15 protein-coding genes are annotated in these 16,472 nt (G+C 69.0%); 6 read left to right on the forward strand and 9 right to left on the reverse strand.

The window, feature by feature from the left end:
* Window positions 1-185 precede the first annotated feature (185 nt).
* From VDQ18_RS01785 to VDQ18_RS01810, 6 genes are all read left to right on the forward strand, one after another.
* Window positions 186-1,334 (forward strand): ABC transporter substrate-binding protein, encoded by a 1,149-nt coding sequence (locus VDQ18_RS01785; RefSeq protein WP_323019302.1) that lies wholly within the window; start codon window positions 186-188, stop codon window positions 1,332-1,334.
* 68 nt (window positions 1,335-1,402) lie between these two features.
* Window positions 1,403-2,275, forward strand: coding sequence for a branched-chain amino acid ABC transporter permease (locus tag VDQ18_RS01790; protein ID WP_323019303.1), 873 nt, complete (start codon window positions 1,403-1,405; stop codon window positions 2,273-2,275).
* 4 nt (window positions 2,276-2,279) lie between these two features.
* Entirely contained in the window at window positions 2,280-3,239 is a 960-nt protein-coding gene (locus VDQ18_RS01795) for a branched-chain amino acid ABC transporter permease (protein ID WP_416235077.1), read from the forward strand.
* Window positions 3,236-4,027: an ABC transporter ATP-binding protein gene (locus VDQ18_RS01800; RefSeq protein WP_323019305.1), complete on the forward strand. Its 792-nt coding sequence runs from the start codon at window positions 3,236-3,238 to the stop codon at window positions 4,025-4,027. The genes VDQ18_RS01795 and VDQ18_RS01800 overlap by 4 nt, the downstream gene beginning before the upstream one ends.
* Window positions 4,014-4,715 carry an ABC transporter ATP-binding protein gene (locus tag VDQ18_RS01805; protein WP_323019306.1) on the forward strand — a complete coding sequence of 234 codons (702 nt, stop codon included), beginning with the start codon at window positions 4,014-4,016 and terminating at the stop codon, window positions 4,713-4,715. The genes VDQ18_RS01800 and VDQ18_RS01805 overlap by 14 nt, the downstream gene beginning before the upstream one ends.
* A gap of 63 nt (window positions 4,716-4,778) precedes the next feature.
* Window positions 4,779-5,753, forward strand: a complete 975-nt coding sequence (locus VDQ18_RS01810) for a VOC family protein (protein ID WP_323019307.1) — start codon at window positions 4,779-4,781, stop codon at window positions 5,751-5,753.
* Between the two features lie 7 nt (window positions 5,754-5,760).
* On the opposite strand, the gene VDQ18_RS01815 is transcribed toward VDQ18_RS01810, so the two are convergent.
* From VDQ18_RS01815 to VDQ18_RS01855, 9 genes are all read right to left on the reverse strand, one after another.
* Window positions 5,761-6,066: a hypothetical protein gene (locus VDQ18_RS01815; RefSeq protein ID WP_323019308.1), complete on the reverse strand. Its 306-nt coding sequence runs from the start codon at window positions 6,064-6,066 to the stop codon at window positions 5,761-5,763.
* Window positions 6,067-6,075: 9 nt separating this feature from the next.
* Entirely contained in the window at window positions 6,076-7,122 is a 1,047-nt protein-coding gene (locus tag VDQ18_RS01820) for a hypothetical protein (protein WP_323019309.1), read from the reverse strand.
* Window positions 7,119-7,523, reverse strand: a complete 405-nt coding sequence (locus VDQ18_RS01825) for a DUF4383 domain-containing protein (RefSeq protein ID WP_323019310.1) — start codon at window positions 7,521-7,523, stop codon at window positions 7,119-7,121. The genes VDQ18_RS01820 and VDQ18_RS01825 overlap by 4 nt, the downstream gene beginning before the upstream one ends.
* On the reverse strand, window positions 7,520-9,004 hold the full coding sequence (locus tag VDQ18_RS01830) for an FAD-binding oxidoreductase (RefSeq protein WP_323019311.1): 1,485 nt from the start codon (window positions 9,002-9,004) through the stop codon (window positions 7,520-7,522). Before VDQ18_RS01830 ends, VDQ18_RS01825 begins: the two co-directional genes overlap by 4 nt.
* A gap of 89 nt (window positions 9,005-9,093) precedes the next feature.
* A complete protein-coding gene (locus VDQ18_RS01835) occupies window positions 9,094-10,353 on the reverse strand; it encodes an OpgC domain-containing protein (protein WP_323019312.1) in 1,260 nt (419 codons plus the stop codon).
* Complete coding sequence (gene mdoH / locus VDQ18_RS01840) at window positions 10,340-12,127, reverse strand: glucans biosynthesis glucosyltransferase MdoH (protein ID WP_323019313.1); 1,788 nt, start codon at window positions 12,125-12,127, stop codon at window positions 10,340-10,342. The genes VDQ18_RS01835 and mdoH overlap by 14 nt, the downstream gene beginning before the upstream one ends.
* A 10-nt stretch (window positions 12,128-12,137) precedes the next feature.
* Window positions 12,138-12,311: a hypothetical protein gene (locus VDQ18_RS01845; protein WP_323019314.1), complete on the reverse strand. Its 174-nt coding sequence runs from the start codon at window positions 12,309-12,311 to the stop codon at window positions 12,138-12,140.
* Complete coding sequence (locus tag VDQ18_RS01850) at window positions 12,308-13,858, reverse strand: glucan biosynthesis protein (protein WP_416235080.1); 1,551 nt, start codon at window positions 13,856-13,858, stop codon at window positions 12,308-12,310. Before VDQ18_RS01850 ends, VDQ18_RS01845 begins: the two co-directional genes overlap by 4 nt.
* Before the next feature lie 355 nt (window positions 13,859-14,213).
* On the reverse strand, window positions 14,214-16,205 hold the full coding sequence (locus VDQ18_RS01855; RefSeq protein ID WP_323019316.1) for an acetoacetate--CoA ligase: 1,992 nt from the start codon (window positions 16,203-16,205) through the stop codon (window positions 14,214-14,216).
* Between the last annotated feature and the right edge of the window lie 267 nt (window positions 16,206-16,472).

A 16,472-nucleotide genomic window follows, 5' to 3' on the forward strand; every position in this document is an offset into this window, starting at 1 on the left:
ATTCATTTCATTCTGCCAGCAATACGCTCTTTTTCCTGAAAATACGGCCGTTTCCGAGCAAAAACAGAGGTCCGAAATGTCGGATTGCTTGATCGCCACGCTTCGTATAAATTGTCCGAACGATCTGACGATTATATGGCGAGACGCCGGGTCAGATCTGGGAGAACACGGTCAGGGAGGACCCGATGAACACGCACAAGACCCTTGCCTTCGCGGCAGTGCTGGCGGCGCTTGGCGCCCCGGCGGCGCTGGCGCAGATCCGCATCGGCGCGACGCTGGCCGAAACCGGCCCCGCGGGCGCGCTGGGCGACCCGGAGGCCAAGACGCTCCGCCTGCTGGTCGAACAGATCAACGCCGCGGGCGGCGTGCTGGGCGAGCCGCTGGAACTGGTGCTCTATGACGACGGCGGCGACCCGAACAACGCCCGCACCTTCGCCACCCGGCTGGTCGAGCATGACGAGGTGGTGGCGATCATCGGCGGCACCACGACCGGCACCTCGCTCGCCATCCGCTCGGTCGCCGAGGAAGAGGAGATCCCCTTCATCTCGCTCGCCGGCGGGATCGAGATCATCGACCCGGTGCAGCCCTTCACCTTCAAGACCCCGCATACCGACCGCATGGCCTGCGAGAAGATCTTCGAGGACATGCAGGCGCAGGGGATCAGCCGGATCGGCATGATCTCGGGCACTGACGGCTTCGGCGCCTCGATGCGCACCCAATGCCTCTCGGTCGCCGAAACCTACGGGATCACCGTGGCGGCGGATGAAAGCTATGCGCCGGGCGACGCCGACATGGTTCCGCAGCTGACCAACATCCGCAACACCGAAGGGTTGCAGGCGGTCCTGAACCCGGGCTTCGGCGCGGGTCCGGCCATCGTCACCCGCAACTACCGCCAGCTGGGGATCGAACTGCCCCTTTACCAGTCGCATGGCGTGGCGGGTCAGGCCTATATCGACCTCTCGGGCGCCGAGAATGCCGAGGGCGTGCGCCTGCCGGGCACCGCGCTGCTGATTGCCGACCAGCTGGCCGAGGATGACGGGCAGCGCGCCGCCGTCGTGGCCTACCGCGACGCCTATGTCGGGCGCTACAACGAGCCGGTCTCGACCTTCGGCGGCTATGCCCATGACGCGCTGGCGATCCTGGTCGACGCCATCACCCGCAACGGCGAGGCCGAGCCCGATCCGGCCGACCTGCGCGACGCGATCGAGGCGACCTCGGGCCTTGTCGGCACCACCGGGATCTACAGCTTCACCGCCGAGGATCACCTGGGCCTCGACCTCTCGGCCTTCCGGCTTCTGGAAATCCGCAACGGCGGCTGGACGCAGGTCCAGTAACGCCAGACCGGGCGGCGCCCTTGCAAGCGGGCCGCCGCCCGGCCCCATCCCAACCACCGCGGGTTCCCATGGCCGATCTTCTGCAATTCCTGATGTCCGGGCTGACGGTCGGCGCGGTCTACGCGCTGCTGGCGCTGGGATTCACCATCATCTTCAACGCCTCGGGCGTGGTGAACTTCGCCCAGGGCGAATTCGTCATGCTGGGCGGCATGGGCACCGCCTTTGCCATCGCCGCGGGCCTGCCGGTGCCGCTGGCGGCGCTGCTGGCGATCCTGGGCACGGCGGCTGTGGGCGTGGCGCTGAACCGGCTGGCCATCGCCCCCGCCCGCGGCGCGCCGGTCGTGTCGCTGATCATCATCACCATCGGCGCGGCGATCTTCCTGCAGGGCGCGGCGGGGCTGATCTTCGACAAGCAGATCCACCGCTACCCGGGCTTTTCCGGCGAGGCACCGCTGAGGCTGGCGGGCGCGACCCTGCTGCCGCAAAGCCTGTGGGTCATGGCGGGCGCGGCGCTGACCTTTGCCGCGCTCTGGCTCTTCTTCACCCGCACGCTGACCGGCAAGGCGGTGCTGGCCACGGCCAACAACCCGCTGGCCGCCTCGCTGGTCGGGATCAACACCAAGGCGATCATGGCGCTGTCCTTCGGCCTGTCGGCGGCCATCGGCGCGGTGGCGGGCGTGCTGGTCACGCCGATCACCATGACCGCCTACAACACCGGCGTGGCGCTGGCGCTGTCGGGCTTCGCCGCCGCCATGCTGGGGGGGCTGGGCAACCCGCTGGGCGCGCTGGCCGGGGGCCTGCTGCTGGGCGTGCTGGAGGCGCTGACCGCGGGTTACGTCAGCTCACAGTACAAGGATGCGGTGTCCTTCATCCTGATCATCCTGGTGCTGGCGCTGATGCCGCAGGGCCTGCTGGGCCGCAAATCGACGGACCGGGTCTAGGGCCATGCGGATGAAACCCAAACACGTGACGCTGCTGATCCTGACCCTGCTGGTCGTCGCGGCGCCCTTCTTCTTCCCCTCGGGCTTTTACTACCGGATCGGGGCGCTGATCTTCATCAACGCCATCGCCGTAACCGGGCTGGTGATCCTCATCGGCTATGCCGGGCAGATCAGCCTGGGGCACGCGGGTTTCGCCGGGATCGGCGCCTATGCCTGCGCGCTGGCGCCCGAGCATCTGGGCCTGCCCCCGGTCGCCGCCATCGCGCTGGGTGCGGCGCTGTCGGCGGCGCTGGCCTGGCTGGTCGGGAAGCCGATCCTCCGGCTGCACGGCTATTACCTCGGCGTCGCCACGCTGGGGCTCGGCATCCTCATCTCCATGGTCCTGTCGAACGAGGCGCAATGGACCGGCGGCCCCGATGGCATCGCCGTGCCCGACCTCGGGCTCAGGGGGCTCTTGCGGGACTTTGGCTGGCGCGTCGGCGCGGGCGAGCTTTGGTACGGGCTGGCGGGGGCGGTGATGATCCTTGGCGCCTGGCTCGCGCTCAACCTCTTTGACAGCCCGACCGGCCGGGCGCTCAGGGCGCTGCACGGCTCCGAAGTGGCGGCCCGGACCATGGGCATCGACGTGGCCCGCCACAAGCTGCACGCTTTCGTCGTCTCGGCGGTCTATGCCTCGGTCTCGGGCTCGCTGCTGGCGCTGATGAACCGGCTGATCACCCCTGATGTCGCGGGCTTCATGCATTCGGTGCAGATGGTGACCATGGCGGTGCTGGGCGGCGTCGGTTCGGTGCTGGGGGCGATCTTCGGCGCGACCATCCTGACCGCGCTGCCGCAACTGCTGACCGTCTTCCACCAATACGAGCACATGGTGCTGGGGCTGGTCATGATCCTGGTGATGATCTTCCTGCCCGACGGCCTGCTGCCCAGCCTGATGAAACGCCTGCGCGGGAGGGATGGCGAATGAGCGCACTTCTGGAAATCGACGGGCTCGGCATCGCCTTCGGCGGGATCAAGGCGGTCGACGACGTGTCCTTTGCCGTGCGCACGGGTGAGATCGTCTCGGTCATCGGGCCGAACGGCGCAGGCAAGACCACCCTGTTCAACATGATTTCCGGCCTCTACCGCCCGTCGCAGGGCAAGGTCCGGCTGGAGGGCACCGACATCACCGCCATGGAGCCGCATCTGCTGGCCCGGCGCGGGCTGTCGCGGACCTTCCAGAACCTGCAGGTCTTCGGCGAGATGACGCTCTTGGAAAACGTCATGGTCGGCCATCACCTGCGAGAAAAGGCCGGGGTGCTGTCCGACCTCCTCGGCCTGCCCGCCTCGCGCCGCAAGACCCGCGCCTCGGCCGAGAGCGCGCTGGCCCTGCTGGCCCGCGTCGGGCTGGAGAAGGCCGCCTATCGCGCCGCCCGCACCATGTCCTATGGCGCGCTGAAACGGCTGGAGATCGCCCGGGCGCTGGCGCTGGATCCCAAGATCCTGCTGCTGGACGAACCCGCCGCCGGCTGCAACGCCGTCGAGACCGAGGAAATCGACCGACTGATCGCCGAGATCGCCCGCGCGGGCGTGGCGATCCTTCTGGTCGAGCATGACATGAAGCTGGTGATGAAGATTTCCGCCCATCTCGTGGTGCTGGACCACGGCCGCAAGATCGCCGAGGGCGCGCCCGCCCAGGTCGCCCGCGACCCGCAGGTGATCGCCGCCTATCTGGGCCAGCACGGACAGGAACAGGTGCTGCATGTTGAAGGTTGAGGGGCTGCGCGCCCGCTACGGGCGGATCGAGGTCTTGCACGGCATCGACCTGGAGATCGCCTCGGGCGAGATCGTCTGCGTGCTGGGCGCGAACGGGGCGGGCAAGACGACGCTGCTGCGCTGCCTCTCGGGCGTGCAGCCCATCGCCGCCGGGACCGTCACCTTCCGCGGCGAGGATCTGCGCCCCCTGCCCGCCCATCGCCGACTGTCCCGCGGCCTGGCGCAAAGCCCCGAGGGGCGGCAGATCTTCACCAACCTGACGGTCGAGGAGAACCTGCGCCTCGGCGCCTGGCTCTATGCCGATGACCGGGTGCAGACGGACATGGATCACGCCTTCACCCTGTTCCCGGTGCTGAAGCAGAAACGGGCGCAGGCGGCGGGGGGGCTCTCGGGCGGGCAACAGCAGATGCTGGCGATTGCCCGGGCGCTGATGGGGCGGCCGTCCTGTCTGCTGCTGGACGAGCCCTCGATGGGGCTGGCGCCGATCCTGGTGGACCAGATCTTTGACGTGGTGCGGCAGATGAAGGCGCTGGGCGTCACGGTCCTGCTGGTCGAGCAGAACGCCTTCGGCGCGCTCCGCATCGCCGACCGAGGCTATGTGCTGGAAACCGGCCATGTCGCGCTTTCCGGCCCCGCCGCCGGGCTGATCGAAAACCCGCGTATCCGCGAGGCCTATCTGGGCCTCTGATCGCCGCATGGACAGGTCCCCGAAACCCTTTATCCTGCGCCCCAGGCAGCGGGAGGGCGGCGCGTGGCACTGACGGCATTGGCCTATCTGGGCATCCGGTCGGAACGGCTGGAGGATTGGGGCGATTTCGCCAGCGGGCTTCTGGGCATGCAACGGATCGACCGGGGCGGCAAGGCGCTGGCCTTCCGCATGGACGACCGGCAGCAACGCCTTCTGGTCAGTGACGAGGCCGGTGACACGCTCGCCTTCATCGGCTTCGAGGTCGCGGCGAAGGCCGACCTCGACACATTCGCCGCGCGGCTCGACGCGGCGGGGATCGCCGTCCATCCGGGCGATGCGGCGCTGGCCGACCGGCGGCAGGTGGAAGCGCTCGTGTGGTTCCTCGACCCGATGGGCAACCGGATCGAGCTGGTCCATGCGCCGCGCCGGACCGACGAGCCCTTCATCCCCGGCCGCCCGATTGACGGGTTCAAGACCGGCCCTCTGGGCATGGGCCATGCCGTCCTGCATGTGAAGGACATCGCGGTGATGCTGCCCTTCTACCGCGACCTGCTGGGCTTTCGCGTCTCGGATTACGGGCTGACGCCCTATCCGCTCTATTTCTTCCACCTCAACGCCCGGCACCACAGCTTTGCCATGGTCGGATCAGGCGGGGCCGGGTTTCATCATTTCATGGTCGAATACCAGAACCTCGACGATGTGGGTCAGGGCTATGACATCGCCGGGCTCGACCCCGAGCGCATCGCCTATACGCTGGGGCGGCACACCAATGATTACATGACGTCCTTCTACGCCAAGACCCCGTCCGGGTTCTTTGTCGAAAGCGGCTGGGGCGGGCGTTTGATCGACCCCGCGACTTGGGAGCCGCTTGAGACCCATGACGGGCCCAGCTTCTGGGGTCACGAACGGCTCTACCTGCCCGAGGGGCCGCGGGGAAAGATGCGTGAGATGCGGATGGAGGCCGCGCGCCGCGGGGTCCGGGCGCCGCCGGTGGTGGATTGCCCCTGGCTTTACGATCAATGGACCGGCGGGCAGTAGCCGGGGCTCAGCCCTGCGGGACCGGCTGACGCAGGAAGCCGGGGATGCAGGCCTCCAGCCCCGCGGGCAGCACCAGCCAGGCCCCGGCAGCATAGAGCCGGGCGGTCAGGTCCGGCGCCTCGGACCGCAGGGTCAGGGAGACGGGCGAGCGGCCGGTGACGGCGACATCGCCGGGCAGAGCGGACAGCAGGCCTTGCGGCGGGAAGGGGACGAAGGCCGCCGGAGCCTCGCCCCCCAGCCGCATGACCAGCGCCAGCGTGGCGATCCAGCCCAGAAACAGGATGGGCAGCGCCAGGAGCAGACGCCGGATCATGGTCCCGCCTCAGTAATCATGGATATGCTCCAGCCTGAGGCCCCTTGCGTCGAGCCCTCGCAGGGTTTCGGCCAGTTCCGCCACCGGCACCAGAAACAGATGCCGCGTATCGCCGTAGCCCTGCCGCGGCAGGTCGAGCATCGCGCCCTCCTCCTGCGGCCGGTCCGAGATCGCGGTAAAGAGGATCCGGTCGTTGCCCGCCATATCGACGAAACGCGCCCCCTGCCCCGCCCAATCGGCCAGAATGCCGGTGAGTTCGCGGTAGCGCGGCGTCTCGACCTCGTAGCCCGCGCCGACCGGGCGCAGCACGGTGACACCGGGCGTGGCGGCCAGTTGCTCCGGCGTCAGCCCCTCCACCACCATTTGCAGGGTCAGGTCGTCCTGCCCGGTCGCCGCCACCGCCCCGGCAATGGCCCCCGCGTAAAGCGCCCGGGTCCGGTGTTCGAGGCCCAGCGCAAAGGCCCGTTCCCGGTCACGGAAGACACCCGTATTCGCCGCATCCAGCGCCGCGGCATCGGCGCGGAAATCGTAGCGATACCACGGCACCTGCTGCAGGAAACGCGCATAGCCCGCCGCCTGTTCGGCGGACAGCCGGTCCAGCGGCGCCGGTTCCGGGCCCCGGATCAGGGTGGCGATGCGGCCCAGCGTTTCCTCGTAGGCGGCCTTCATCGCCATCTCCAGCGTGAAGGAAACGCCGATCACGTAGATCGTGGTCTTGGTCTCGCCGTCGATCTCGCCCAGCGCGGCGCTCTCGCGGGTCAGGGTGCAGGCCGAGGTCCAGAACCCGGCGATCCCGCGCAGGAAGCCGTAGTCATGGGGATCGCCGGTGCGGATCACCTCGGCGTAATCGTCATAGGCATGAACGATATGCCATTCGGGATAGGTCAGCAGCGTGCGAATCGCGGGCCGGGTTTCCGAAGACAGCGGGGTGTGCGCGACCGGCGCGACCTCACCCCGGCACATCGTCTCGACCCAGAGGACCGGCGCGGCCAGCGCGACGATCGCCAGCGCCAGCGCCCCGGCCAGCCAGGCCAGAAGCTTCCGGATCAGCCTCATTTGCGGACCGAGACCAGACCGGCGACCAGCGCCACCGCGCCCAGCCCGATATGCGGCAGGTTGGCGGCGATCCTCAGCCAGCCGAAATCGGGGCCGAGGCTGTCGTTGGTGAAGATCCCGAAATCGAGGTAGCCCCAGCCGGTGAACAGCCCGGCGACGCCATCGCCCAGATAGGCCGCACCAAACAGGATCAGGAAGGTCTGCGCCGCCCGCTGCGACCGCAGCCCCGCGAACAGCGCCCAGAGCGCCGAGACGAGGTGCAGCGCATCATCGAACGGGTCGAGCGCGAAGATGCCGAAGGCCAGCCCCTGCTCGTCGGTCAGCCCGGGGATGTAGTTGATCGCGGCGGCGCCCAGCAGGATCACCGCATAGACAAGGCAAAGAAGGCGGGCGGGGGTCATGAGCGCTCCAGATACGTGTCCCAAAGGTTGTTGCGCAGGGTCAGCTGCGGGTCCAGCGCCCGCTTGGCCGCGGCGAATTCCCCGGCCCGCGGATAGGCGGCGAGGAATTGCGCCTGCGTCGCATGCGGGCGGTAGGGCAGATAGTATGTCCCGCCCAGCGCCCCGATCCGTTCAATCAACGCCTGCGTCATGCGGCGGTGATCGGCCTCGGCCCGCCGGGTCATTTCTTGCGTGAAGGACATGACGGCGGCGATCCGGGGGGTCGGCGAATGGGCCAGCACGCTGTCCGGGTCGGCGCCGACATAGCGCAGGGTCACGTTCAGGAATTCGACGAAAGCGTCGGGGATCACCGCGCGGCAGGCCTCAAGGAAGCCGTCGAAGGCCGCGGGCGGGACGAAATATTCGTGCAGGATATCGACGCGGGAGGGGTTGCGGTCATCCAGCGTCACCACGGGCTCATTCATCAGCGAATTGCGGGTGCTCTCCCCCGCCAGCCGCGGATAGAGCCCGCTTTCCACCCACCAGCGCAGATCCTTCAGCGCCTCGCGCCCGACCTGCGCGCGGTAGATGTACGAGGCCAGATGCGCCGTCAGCCCCGAGCCGGTGGCGGCGGGCAGGTCGGATTGGTCGGCGGTGGGGGAATAGGTCACCAGCATCGCCTCCTCGAACAGCGAGCCGCGCGCGACGTTGAGGCGGCCATAGGCCATGGGGATCGCCGGATCGTTCACCGCCTGCAGGAAGGCGGAGGGGAAATCCCCGGCGGGCATCACCGCAAAGGAGGGAGTCAGGCGCTGGTTCGGCACCATGTCCAGCTCCATGTCGACGATCAGGCCAATCAGCCCGTAACCGCCCATCGCCAGCCGGAACAGCTCGGCATTCTCGGTCCGCGAGGCGGTGACGAGGCTGCCATCGGGCAGCACCATCCGCAGCGAGCGCACGGTCGCGCCCATCGGCCCGTAGGGCACCGGCCAGCCATGGGCGTTCACCGAAAACGTCGCGGCGACGCCGAAATCGTGGTTCGACTGCATGACCGCGGGGGAAAAGCCGATCGCATCCAGTGCGGCGATGACCTGCGACCAGCGCGCGCCGCCGTTCACGCGATAGGTCTGGGTGACGGGGTCGGGGTCGATCCAGGCGTCGTCCACGGTGATGGCGTGCCCGTCTCGCGGGATCGCCTGCCCGCCCATCGAATGCCGGGCGGCACCCACGTTGACCGGGCGCCCGGCGGCGCGGGCGGCGGCCAGTTCGGTGCGGAACACCTCGACCAGCGCCTCGCCCCGGGCGGCGGGGCGAATGTGGGAATGGATCGGCGTGGCCGAGAGCAGGCTCGCGTCGTTCAGCAGCGTCGGCCCGGCCAGCTCGCCCCCCAAGGGGGTCATCCCGTCGCGGGGTGCCAGTCCCGGCGCCCAGCCGCGACCGGCCAGATAGCCCGCCACCGCCCCGCCGCCCAGCAGCAGACCCCGCCGCGTCAGTTTGCCCATTCTGTCCCTCCGGCTGCGTCACCGCGCCACGCTAGGCAGGCGCCCGCCGGGGCGCAAGACGGGGAGCGTGACGCGCGGCGCCCGGCCGCTCACTCGGCCGGATGGGCCCGCGGCGTCCAGGCCGAAAGAGGGGCCGACACGGTGGCCGGCACCGGGGCCGGGACCGGCACGGCGACCGGGGCCGGGCGGCGCTTTTGCGCCTTCTGCCGCTCGGCCAGCGCGGCGATGGCGATGCTGAGGGCGATGCCGAGGGGCGGCAGCAGCCAGGCCATCCAGGCGGGCTGGTCATACCCCGCCATCACCACCTGGAAGAGCAGCGACAGCACCGTCCCCGCGGCGAAGACCAGAAGCCCGTGGCGCCCCATCAGCCGCAGGGGCGCAGCCCAGGCCTGCCCGCAGAGCGTTCTCACCGAGGCGAGGCTCGCCAGCAGATAGACCAGCGCCAGGATATGCAGCAGCCGGGGCAGCGAGACATAGGTCTTGTCATGCGCGGTGAAGAGCGGCGGCGCCCCCAGCCGTTGCGCGCGGGCCATCTGGTGGTTCAGCACCTCGCCCAGCCCGGGCAGATAGCGCCAGGCCAGTACGAAGACCAGGAACCCCGCCGCCAGCGCGATCAGCACCGGGTGGCGCGGCACCAGCCGCTCGCCCTTGCGCATGGCAAGCCCGGTGGCGAGGCCGACCATGAAGATCAGCTGCCAGGACAGCGGATTGAAGAACCAGCCGCCCGGATTGGGGTAATTGGGCAGGTTCAGATACCAGATCCCCGCCGCCAGCCACAGCGACAGCGACAGCGCCAGCAGCAGGCGCGGGCTCCACAGGCCGATCAGGATCGCCCCGGGGGCCGCCAGCATCAGCACCGCATAGGCCGGCAGGATGTTCACATAGCCCAGCTGATGCGTCAGCAGCGGGATGCCCAGCAGCGCGGCCTCGGTATTCTGGAACACCTGCCGCAGGTTGATCGTGGTCAGCAGCTCGGGCAGGCCGAAGAGGATGGAGCCCCCGGCGAAGATGGCGATGGCCCAGAAAGTCAGCAGGATCTGCGCCTGATAGAGCGTCCAGGCCCGCCGCCAGACCGGCTGCACCGCGGGCCAGAGGCCGCGCTCGGCCCGTTCCTCGCCGGAAAAGCGCCCGGCATAGGCGAGCCCGACAGCCACGCCCGAGATGACGAAGAACGCCTCGGCCGCGTCCGAGAAACCCCAGTTGCGCAGGGTGAAGCGCTCGTAGGGATTGCCCGGCACGTGGTCGATGAAGATCATCACCAGCGCCGCGCCGCGAAAGGCGTCGAGGCGGGGATCGCGGGCACGCGGCAGGCGGGGAGTGTCAGACCGGGGGGTGTCAGACCGGGGCATGGCCAGCCTCGCGGATCGGCGGCTCGGGCGCGGCGGGCGCGGTCCCGCTCCAGGCGGCGAGGATCGCGTGATAGCGGCGCACGACCGGCGCGGGCGCGGCCTCGTCGGGGACGGCAAAGACGCTGCGGCCGATGGCGCGCGAGGTCAGGGCGATGATCAGCGGCGCCGCCACCATCGGCAGGCAGACCGGCGTCAGCCAGAGCGTCAGCTCCGGCGCGACCCGCGCGACCAGCACCAGCGCCGCGACGCCCACAGCCGAGATCCAGAGCCCCGCCTGCACCCCCTGCCCCAGCGTCAGCGAGCCCTCGCCGCGCTGGTTGGCGGGCCAGCCGCCGTCGCGTCCGGCAAAGACCTGCATCACGGCACGGCTTTGGTACATCAGCATCAGGGGTGCGATGATCGAGGTCAGCGCGATCTCGACCAGCACCGACAGCCCGGCCTTCAGCCCGCCACCGAAGCCCCGCGCCCGGCCCGACAGGATCGCGCCGGTCAGGATCGCCACCTTGGGCAGGATCAGGAGACCGGCGATGCCGAAGACCAGCGTGGTGATCTCCTTGGTGCGATCCGAGGGGAAGACCGGGAACAGGAGATGCGGCTCGGGGAAGTAATCGGGGGGCGGTGCCTTGATGGTCGCGACGATGGAGGCGATCATGAACGCCCCCCAGAGGACCGAGACCAGATAGGCGAAGATGCCTTGCAGGAAGACAAAGCGGCTCCACATCGGCAGGCCGGGGGCCAGCAGAAGGCGGATGTGCTGCAGGTTGCCCTGCGCCCAGCGGCGGTCGCGGCGGGCGAAGGAGAGGATGTTCTCCGGCCCCTCCTCGAACGAGCCTTCGATGGCGGGATCGACCCGCACCGCCCAGCCCGCCCGGGCCAGAAGCGCCGCCTCGACGTAATCGTGGCTGAGGATATGCCCGCCGAAGGGCGGCTTGCCCGACAGTTCCGGCAGCGCGCAGCTTTCGGCGAAGGCGCGCATGCGGACGATGGCGTTGTGGCCCCAGAAGGGCCCGGTCTGGCCCTGCATCCGCGCCAGGCCGCGGGTGAAGACCGGCCCGTGGAAGGCCGCGGCGAATTGCACCGCGCGACCGAAGAGCGATTGCGCGCCGATGATCCGCGGCAGGGTCTGCAACAGGCCCAGCTTCGGGTCGGCCTGCATCCGCGCGATCATGGTGCGGATGGCCGAGCCCTCCATCAGGCTGTCGGCATCGAGGATCACGGCGTAGTCATAGGCCCCGCCCGAGCGGCGGATGAAATCCTCGACATTGCCCGCCTTGCGGCCGCGGTTGTCGTTGCGCCGCCGGTAGAAGATGCGCCCGGTCCCGCCGGTGATCTGCAAGAGACGGACATAGGCGTGCCGCTCGCGCAAGGCGCCGCCCGCGTCGCGGGTGTCGGAGAGGATGGCGATATCGGCCTCGACCCCGGCCGCGCGGATCGACTGGTCCATGGCGGCGATGCGGGCGAAGGTGGTAACGGGATCCTCGTTGCAGATCGGCACCAGAACCACGGTGCGGGGCGCGGGCCCGGCGGCGAGGTCGGGGGCCGCGACCGGACGCGCCGGGGCGAGGCCGGTGAAGGCCAGCGCCGCGCCCCAGGCCAGCCAGGCGGTCGAGACGAAGATCAGCCCCGACCGCACCACATCCCAGAGATCGCGCCCGTCCTGAACCGCCGCCTCGATCAACAGAACCGTCGCCGCCAGCGCCGCGACCAGCGACAGCGTCAGCGCAAGGGTACGGGTGGCGACAGTGCGCCAGTCAGGGGGAAGGGGCTTTGCCATGGCAAGGGTCTCAGGCCCGGGCGCGGGGCGTCAGGGCCTGCCACAGCCGGTCGAGGAACGGCACCGGACGCGCCCGCTCCAACACCTGATGCGGCATGTCGAGAGGCGCCTCGGGCGGTGCCCAGAACGGAGCCTCGACCGCGTCGATGCCTGCTTGACCGGTTACGTTTTCATGCGCGCTCATTGCCGAACCCATTGGTATAGCCACGTTTCCGTCAGCGCCCGGCCAAAGCCGGACAGCCGCGCCCGCAATTCCACCACCGCCCCCGCGGGGGCCTGTACCTCGATCACCAGACGCCAAGTCTCGCTGTCGCCGACCCGGCTGAGGACCACCTCGGTCACCTGCCCGTTCGCCGCGCTGACATCAGGGTGAACCTCTTCGGGGTCGATCAGTTCCCCCAAAAGTCCGCCAGCGAAGTCGATGACGAACTTCCGCTTGTCCGGCGCCACCTCGGCCCCGGCCACGCCGGCGACGCCCGACCGGGTCCGCACGACACGCGCCACGTCCGTACCCCCGCTGCCCGGGGGCTCCAAGCCCCAGCTCAACCGGTAGGCGACTTCCAGCGCATCGCCAGCCCGGGTCGGGGCCGAGGGCACCCAATAGGCGACGATGTTGTCGTTGCCCTCGAAGGTCGAGGGGATCTCGATCAGCCGGACGACGCCCTGGCCCCAATCGCCCAGCGGTTCGACCATCAGCGAGGGGCGGCGCTCGTAATGCGCCTCGGCGTCCAGATAATCGTCGAAACGACGGCTGCGCTGGATCAGGCCGAAGGATTGCGGCGCGACCATGGTCAGATACGAGGACGCCAGCCGCGGCGGGTTGTTCAGCGCCCGGAGCAGCGTCTCGCCGCCGCGGGTATTGACCACCAGATATTCGCTGTCATGCACCGAGACGCGGAAATCGCCTGTCGCATCGGGATCGGCGCCGCCGAACATGAACATCGAGGTCAGGGGCGCAATGCCCAGCTGCTCGACATCGCGCCGGAGGAACAGCCGCGCGGTGACCTCCATCTCGGTATTCTCGCCCGGATGGATGACGAAGCGATAGGCGCCCGCCACCGACCGGCTTTCCAGCGCCGCGCAGAGCGTGACGCTCTGTTCACCCGGCGCGGGGCGTTCCAGCCAGAAGGCGGTGAAGCGCGGGAATTCCTCGTCACCCGAGAGCGCGGTGTTGACTGCGAGGCCCCGCGCGCTGAGGCCATAGAGCGTGCCGCGGCCCAGCGCCCGGAAATAGCTGGCGCCGAGGAAGGCGACCAGCTCGTCGAAAAGGTCGGCGCGGTTCAGGGGCGTCAGCAGCCGGAAACCCGCGACACCCGGCATCGGCGTGTCGGCCGGGACTTGATCGACCAGCCCGCCGCGGTATTCGAAATCCGCGGTCGAGAAGGTCATCGGCTGGGCGTTGCCGTCCACGACCTCGTAGACATGCACCGGCTCGCCAAACAGCCAGCCCAGGTGGAAGGCCTGAAGGCGCAGCTGCATCCCCGGGTCCTGCCAGCGGGTGCGGTCGGTACGGAACTGGATCCGCTGATAGCCATCGTAATCCAGCGCGGCCAGAAAACCCTCGACCTGTTCGGGATCGGGGGCGGCGCTGGCCGCGGCCTGGCGCATCCGCTCGGTCAGCAGATCGAAGGAGAAGGGCTCGGCCACCGGTTCGGCAGGCTGCTCGGCCGCCTCCTCGGCCCTCAGGCGCGAGGCAGGCAACAGCGCAGCCGCCGCAACGCTGCCTGCCAAAGCGGCAAACAGGCGGCGACGGGTCAGGGACGACGAAACAGGAACGCGGGGCGCAGGGCGCGACAGGGTCTTCAAATGGCAGCTCCAAGAGAGAATCGGGGCCTCTCAGGGCGATGATGCTTTTGCTTTTGCGAAAGAAAAGACAAGGGGGATGCTGCACGGCAGAAACCCGCGCAGCGGAATATCGCCATCGGCATGAGGAACCGGCAGCGCGCCGGTCAGGCGACTGAAAAGCGGGCAGAAAATTCGTGACTGCCCGCAAGCCGTGCAAAACAAGGTGGCGGGGCCGATTCCGGCCGCACCGCCCCCCTGCGGCGCGAAAGGCGGGAGGCCCCGCCTTTCACATTTCCGACATTCAGCCCCGCTGGCGGGCGAAATCCGCGAACCAGTCCAGCGCCGCCGGGTTCTTCGTCGCATCGCGGCTGGCGACCTTTTCCAGCGGCGCGCCCAGCAGCAGCTTGCGGATCGGCACTTCCATCTTCTTGCCGGTCAGCGTGGTCGGGATCTCGGGCACCGGCACGATCTCGTCGGGGACGTGGCGCGGGCTGCGCTCGGTGCGCAGGCGCTTGACGATCTCGGCCCGCTTGGCCTCGTCAAAGGCCGCACCCGCCTGCATCTGCACGAAGAGCGGCATGTAATAGCCGCCCTTGCCGTCCTCGATGCAGACGATCAGGCTGTCGGCGATGCCCTCGATCCCCTCCATGGTGCGGTAGATCTCGGCCGAGCCGATGCGCACCCCGAAGCGATTGAGCGTCGCGTCCGAGCGGCCCAGCACCACGCTGCCGCCGTGGTCGTTGAACCGCACCCGGTCGCCGTGGCGCCAAATGCCGGGGTACATGTCGAAATAGCTGTCGAGATAGCGCGCGTAATCCGTGTCGCCCCAGAAGAAGAGCGGCATGGAGGGCATCGGCTTGCGGATCACCAGCTCGCCCACTTCGCCGATGACCGGCTTGCCGTCCTCGTCGAAGGCCGCCGCGTCGCAGCCCAGCGCCGGCGCCTGGATCTCGCCCGCGCGGACCGGCATCAGGACCGAGCCCACGAGGATCCCCGAACACAGCTCCGTCCCCCCCGATTGCGTGGTCGAGAAGAGGTCTTCCTTCACCGCCTCATGCACCCAGGCCAGGATTTCCGGCGTGGCGGGCGAGCCGGTCAGCAGCATGGATCGCATGGCCGACAGATCGTAATCGCGGCCCGGGACGATGCCCTCCTGCCGGACCATGGTCATGAAGGTGGGCGAGACGCCGAAATGGCTGACCTTGGTCGCCTCGATGATCCGCCACAGCGCCCCCGCATCCGGGTAGGTCGGGTGCCCGTCATAGAGCGTGACCTTGCCGTTCAGCAGCGGCCCGGTCATCAGCGTGTTCCAGACCATCCAGCCGGTGGTGGAATAGCAGAAGTAGGTGTCGCCCTCGCCCATGTCGATGGCGAAGCCGCCGTTCTTCAGATGCTCCAGCACGATGCCATGATGGCCCTGCACGATGGGCTTCGGCAGCCCCGTGGTGCCCGAGGAGAAAAGCGTCCAGAGCGGGTGGTCCGAGGGAACGCGCTCATAGCTGAAAGCCTCGCGCGGAACCTCGGACCCGGTGAAAAGGTCGTCCCAGTTCAGCGTTTCGCCGTGGAATTCCGGGGCCTTGGCCGCGCCCGGCAGGTAGTCGAGCATGACCAGCGTCTTGGCGGTCGGCAGGTTCGGCAGGATCTTCGCCAGATCGCCGGTCCGGTCGAAATCCTTGCCGCCATAGCGGTAGCCGTTGACGGCGAAGACCAGCGTGGGCTCGATCTGGCTGAACCGGTCGATCACCGTCTGCGGCCCGAATTCCGGCGCGGCGGTGGCCCAGGTGGCGCCGATGGCGGTCGAGGCCAGCATGGCGATCACCGTCTCGGGGATGTTGGGCATATAGGCGACGATGCGGTCGCCCTTCTTCACGCCCAGCGCGCGCAGTTTCGTCGCCAGCTTGCGCACCGCGCCGCCGACCTCGGCCCAGGACATCGAGGCGATCTCGGGCCGGGTTTCCGAGCAATGGTGCAGCATCGGGCGGGACGGATCGCCGGTGCCCTCATGGCGCAGCACCTGCTCGGCGTAGTTGAGCCGCGTGCCGGTGAACCAGCGGGTCCGGGGCATCGGCGCGTCGGTCATCACCTGATCGAGCGTGCCGTCCATCTCGATCCCGAAGAAATCGCGCAGCGCCAGCCAGAAGGCGGCGGGATCCTCGACCGACCAGGCATGCAGCGCGGGATAGCCATCGAACGACAAGCCCCGCGCGGCCAGAAACCGCAGGAACCGCGTCGCAATCGCCCCCTCAAGCCGTTCGGCCCCGGCCTGCCACAGAATGTCACCGTCGGTCGTCATGATACTGCCTCGTCGTATGGGAATGGCTCAGCGCGGCCCGGGACCCGCAGGGTCGGCGCGGCACCGGAGGCCGCCGTTTTCGGCATGGATCGCATGCAGGCTCCTCCCGGCTACCGTTTCGCGCGGCCCCAAGTGACCCGGCCGGGCGGCGGGGTGCAAGGGGGAAATGCGCGGCCGTCCGCCCAGCGGCAGAGGCGGCGAGGCCAGGTCAACGCCCGCCCCCGGGGCGCTTTTTCGCCTGCGCCCCTTGACCCCGGCCCGGAAAAG

Source organism: Pararhodobacter sp. (genome assembly GCF_034676075.1).
GTDB lineage: Bacteria > Pseudomonadota > Alphaproteobacteria > Rhodobacterales > Rhodobacteraceae > Pararhodobacter.

Bases quoted from the DNA above. Each gene is read 5' to 3' on its own strand.
- VDQ18_RS01845 (WP_323019314.1), bottom strand. From the start codon at position 12,311: ATGAGCGCGCATGAAAACGTAACCGGTCAAGCAGGCATCGACGCGGTC.
- VDQ18_RS01835 (WP_323019312.1), bottom strand. From the start codon at position 10,353: ATGCCCCGGTCTGACACCCCCCGGTCTGACACTCCCCGCCTGCCGCGT.
- VDQ18_RS01805 (WP_323019306.1), top strand. From the start codon at position 4,014: ATGTTGAAGGTTGAGGGGCTGCGCGCCCGCTACGGGCGGATCGAGGTC.
- VDQ18_RS01795 (WP_416235077.1), top strand. From the start codon at position 2,280: ATGCGGATGAAACCCAAACACGTGACGCTGCTGATCCTGACCCTGCTG.
- VDQ18_RS01785 (WP_323019302.1), top strand. From the start codon at position 186: ATGAACACGCACAAGACCCTTGCCTTCGCGGCAGTGCTGGCGGCGCTT.
- VDQ18_RS01825 (WP_323019310.1), bottom strand. From the start codon at position 7,523: ATGACCCCCGCCCGCCTTCTTTGCCTTGTCTATGCGGTGATCCTGCTG.
- VDQ18_RS01830 (WP_323019311.1), bottom strand. From the start codon at position 9,004: ATGGGCAAACTGACGCGGCGGGGTCTGCTGCTGGGCGGCGGGGCGGTG.
- VDQ18_RS01820 (WP_323019309.1), bottom strand. From the start codon at position 7,122: ATGAGGCTGATCCGGAAGCTTCTGGCCTGGCTGGCCGGGGCGCTGGCG.
- VDQ18_RS01800 (WP_323019305.1), top strand. From the start codon at position 3,236: ATGAGCGCACTTCTGGAAATCGACGGGCTCGGCATCGCCTTCGGCGGG.
- mdoH (WP_323019313.1), bottom strand. From the start codon at position 12,127: ATGGCAAAGCCCCTTCCCCCTGACTGGCGCACTGTCGCCACCCGTACC.
- VDQ18_RS01855 (WP_323019316.1), bottom strand. From the start codon at position 16,205: ATGACGACCGACGGTGACATTCTGTGGCAGGCCGGGGCCGAACGGCTT.
- VDQ18_RS01790 (WP_323019303.1), top strand. From the start codon at position 1,403: ATGGCCGATCTTCTGCAATTCCTGATGTCCGGGCTGACGGTCGGCGCG.
- VDQ18_RS01815 (WP_323019308.1), bottom strand. From the start codon at position 6,066: ATGATCCGGCGTCTGCTCCTGGCGCTGCCCATCCTGTTTCTGGGCTGG.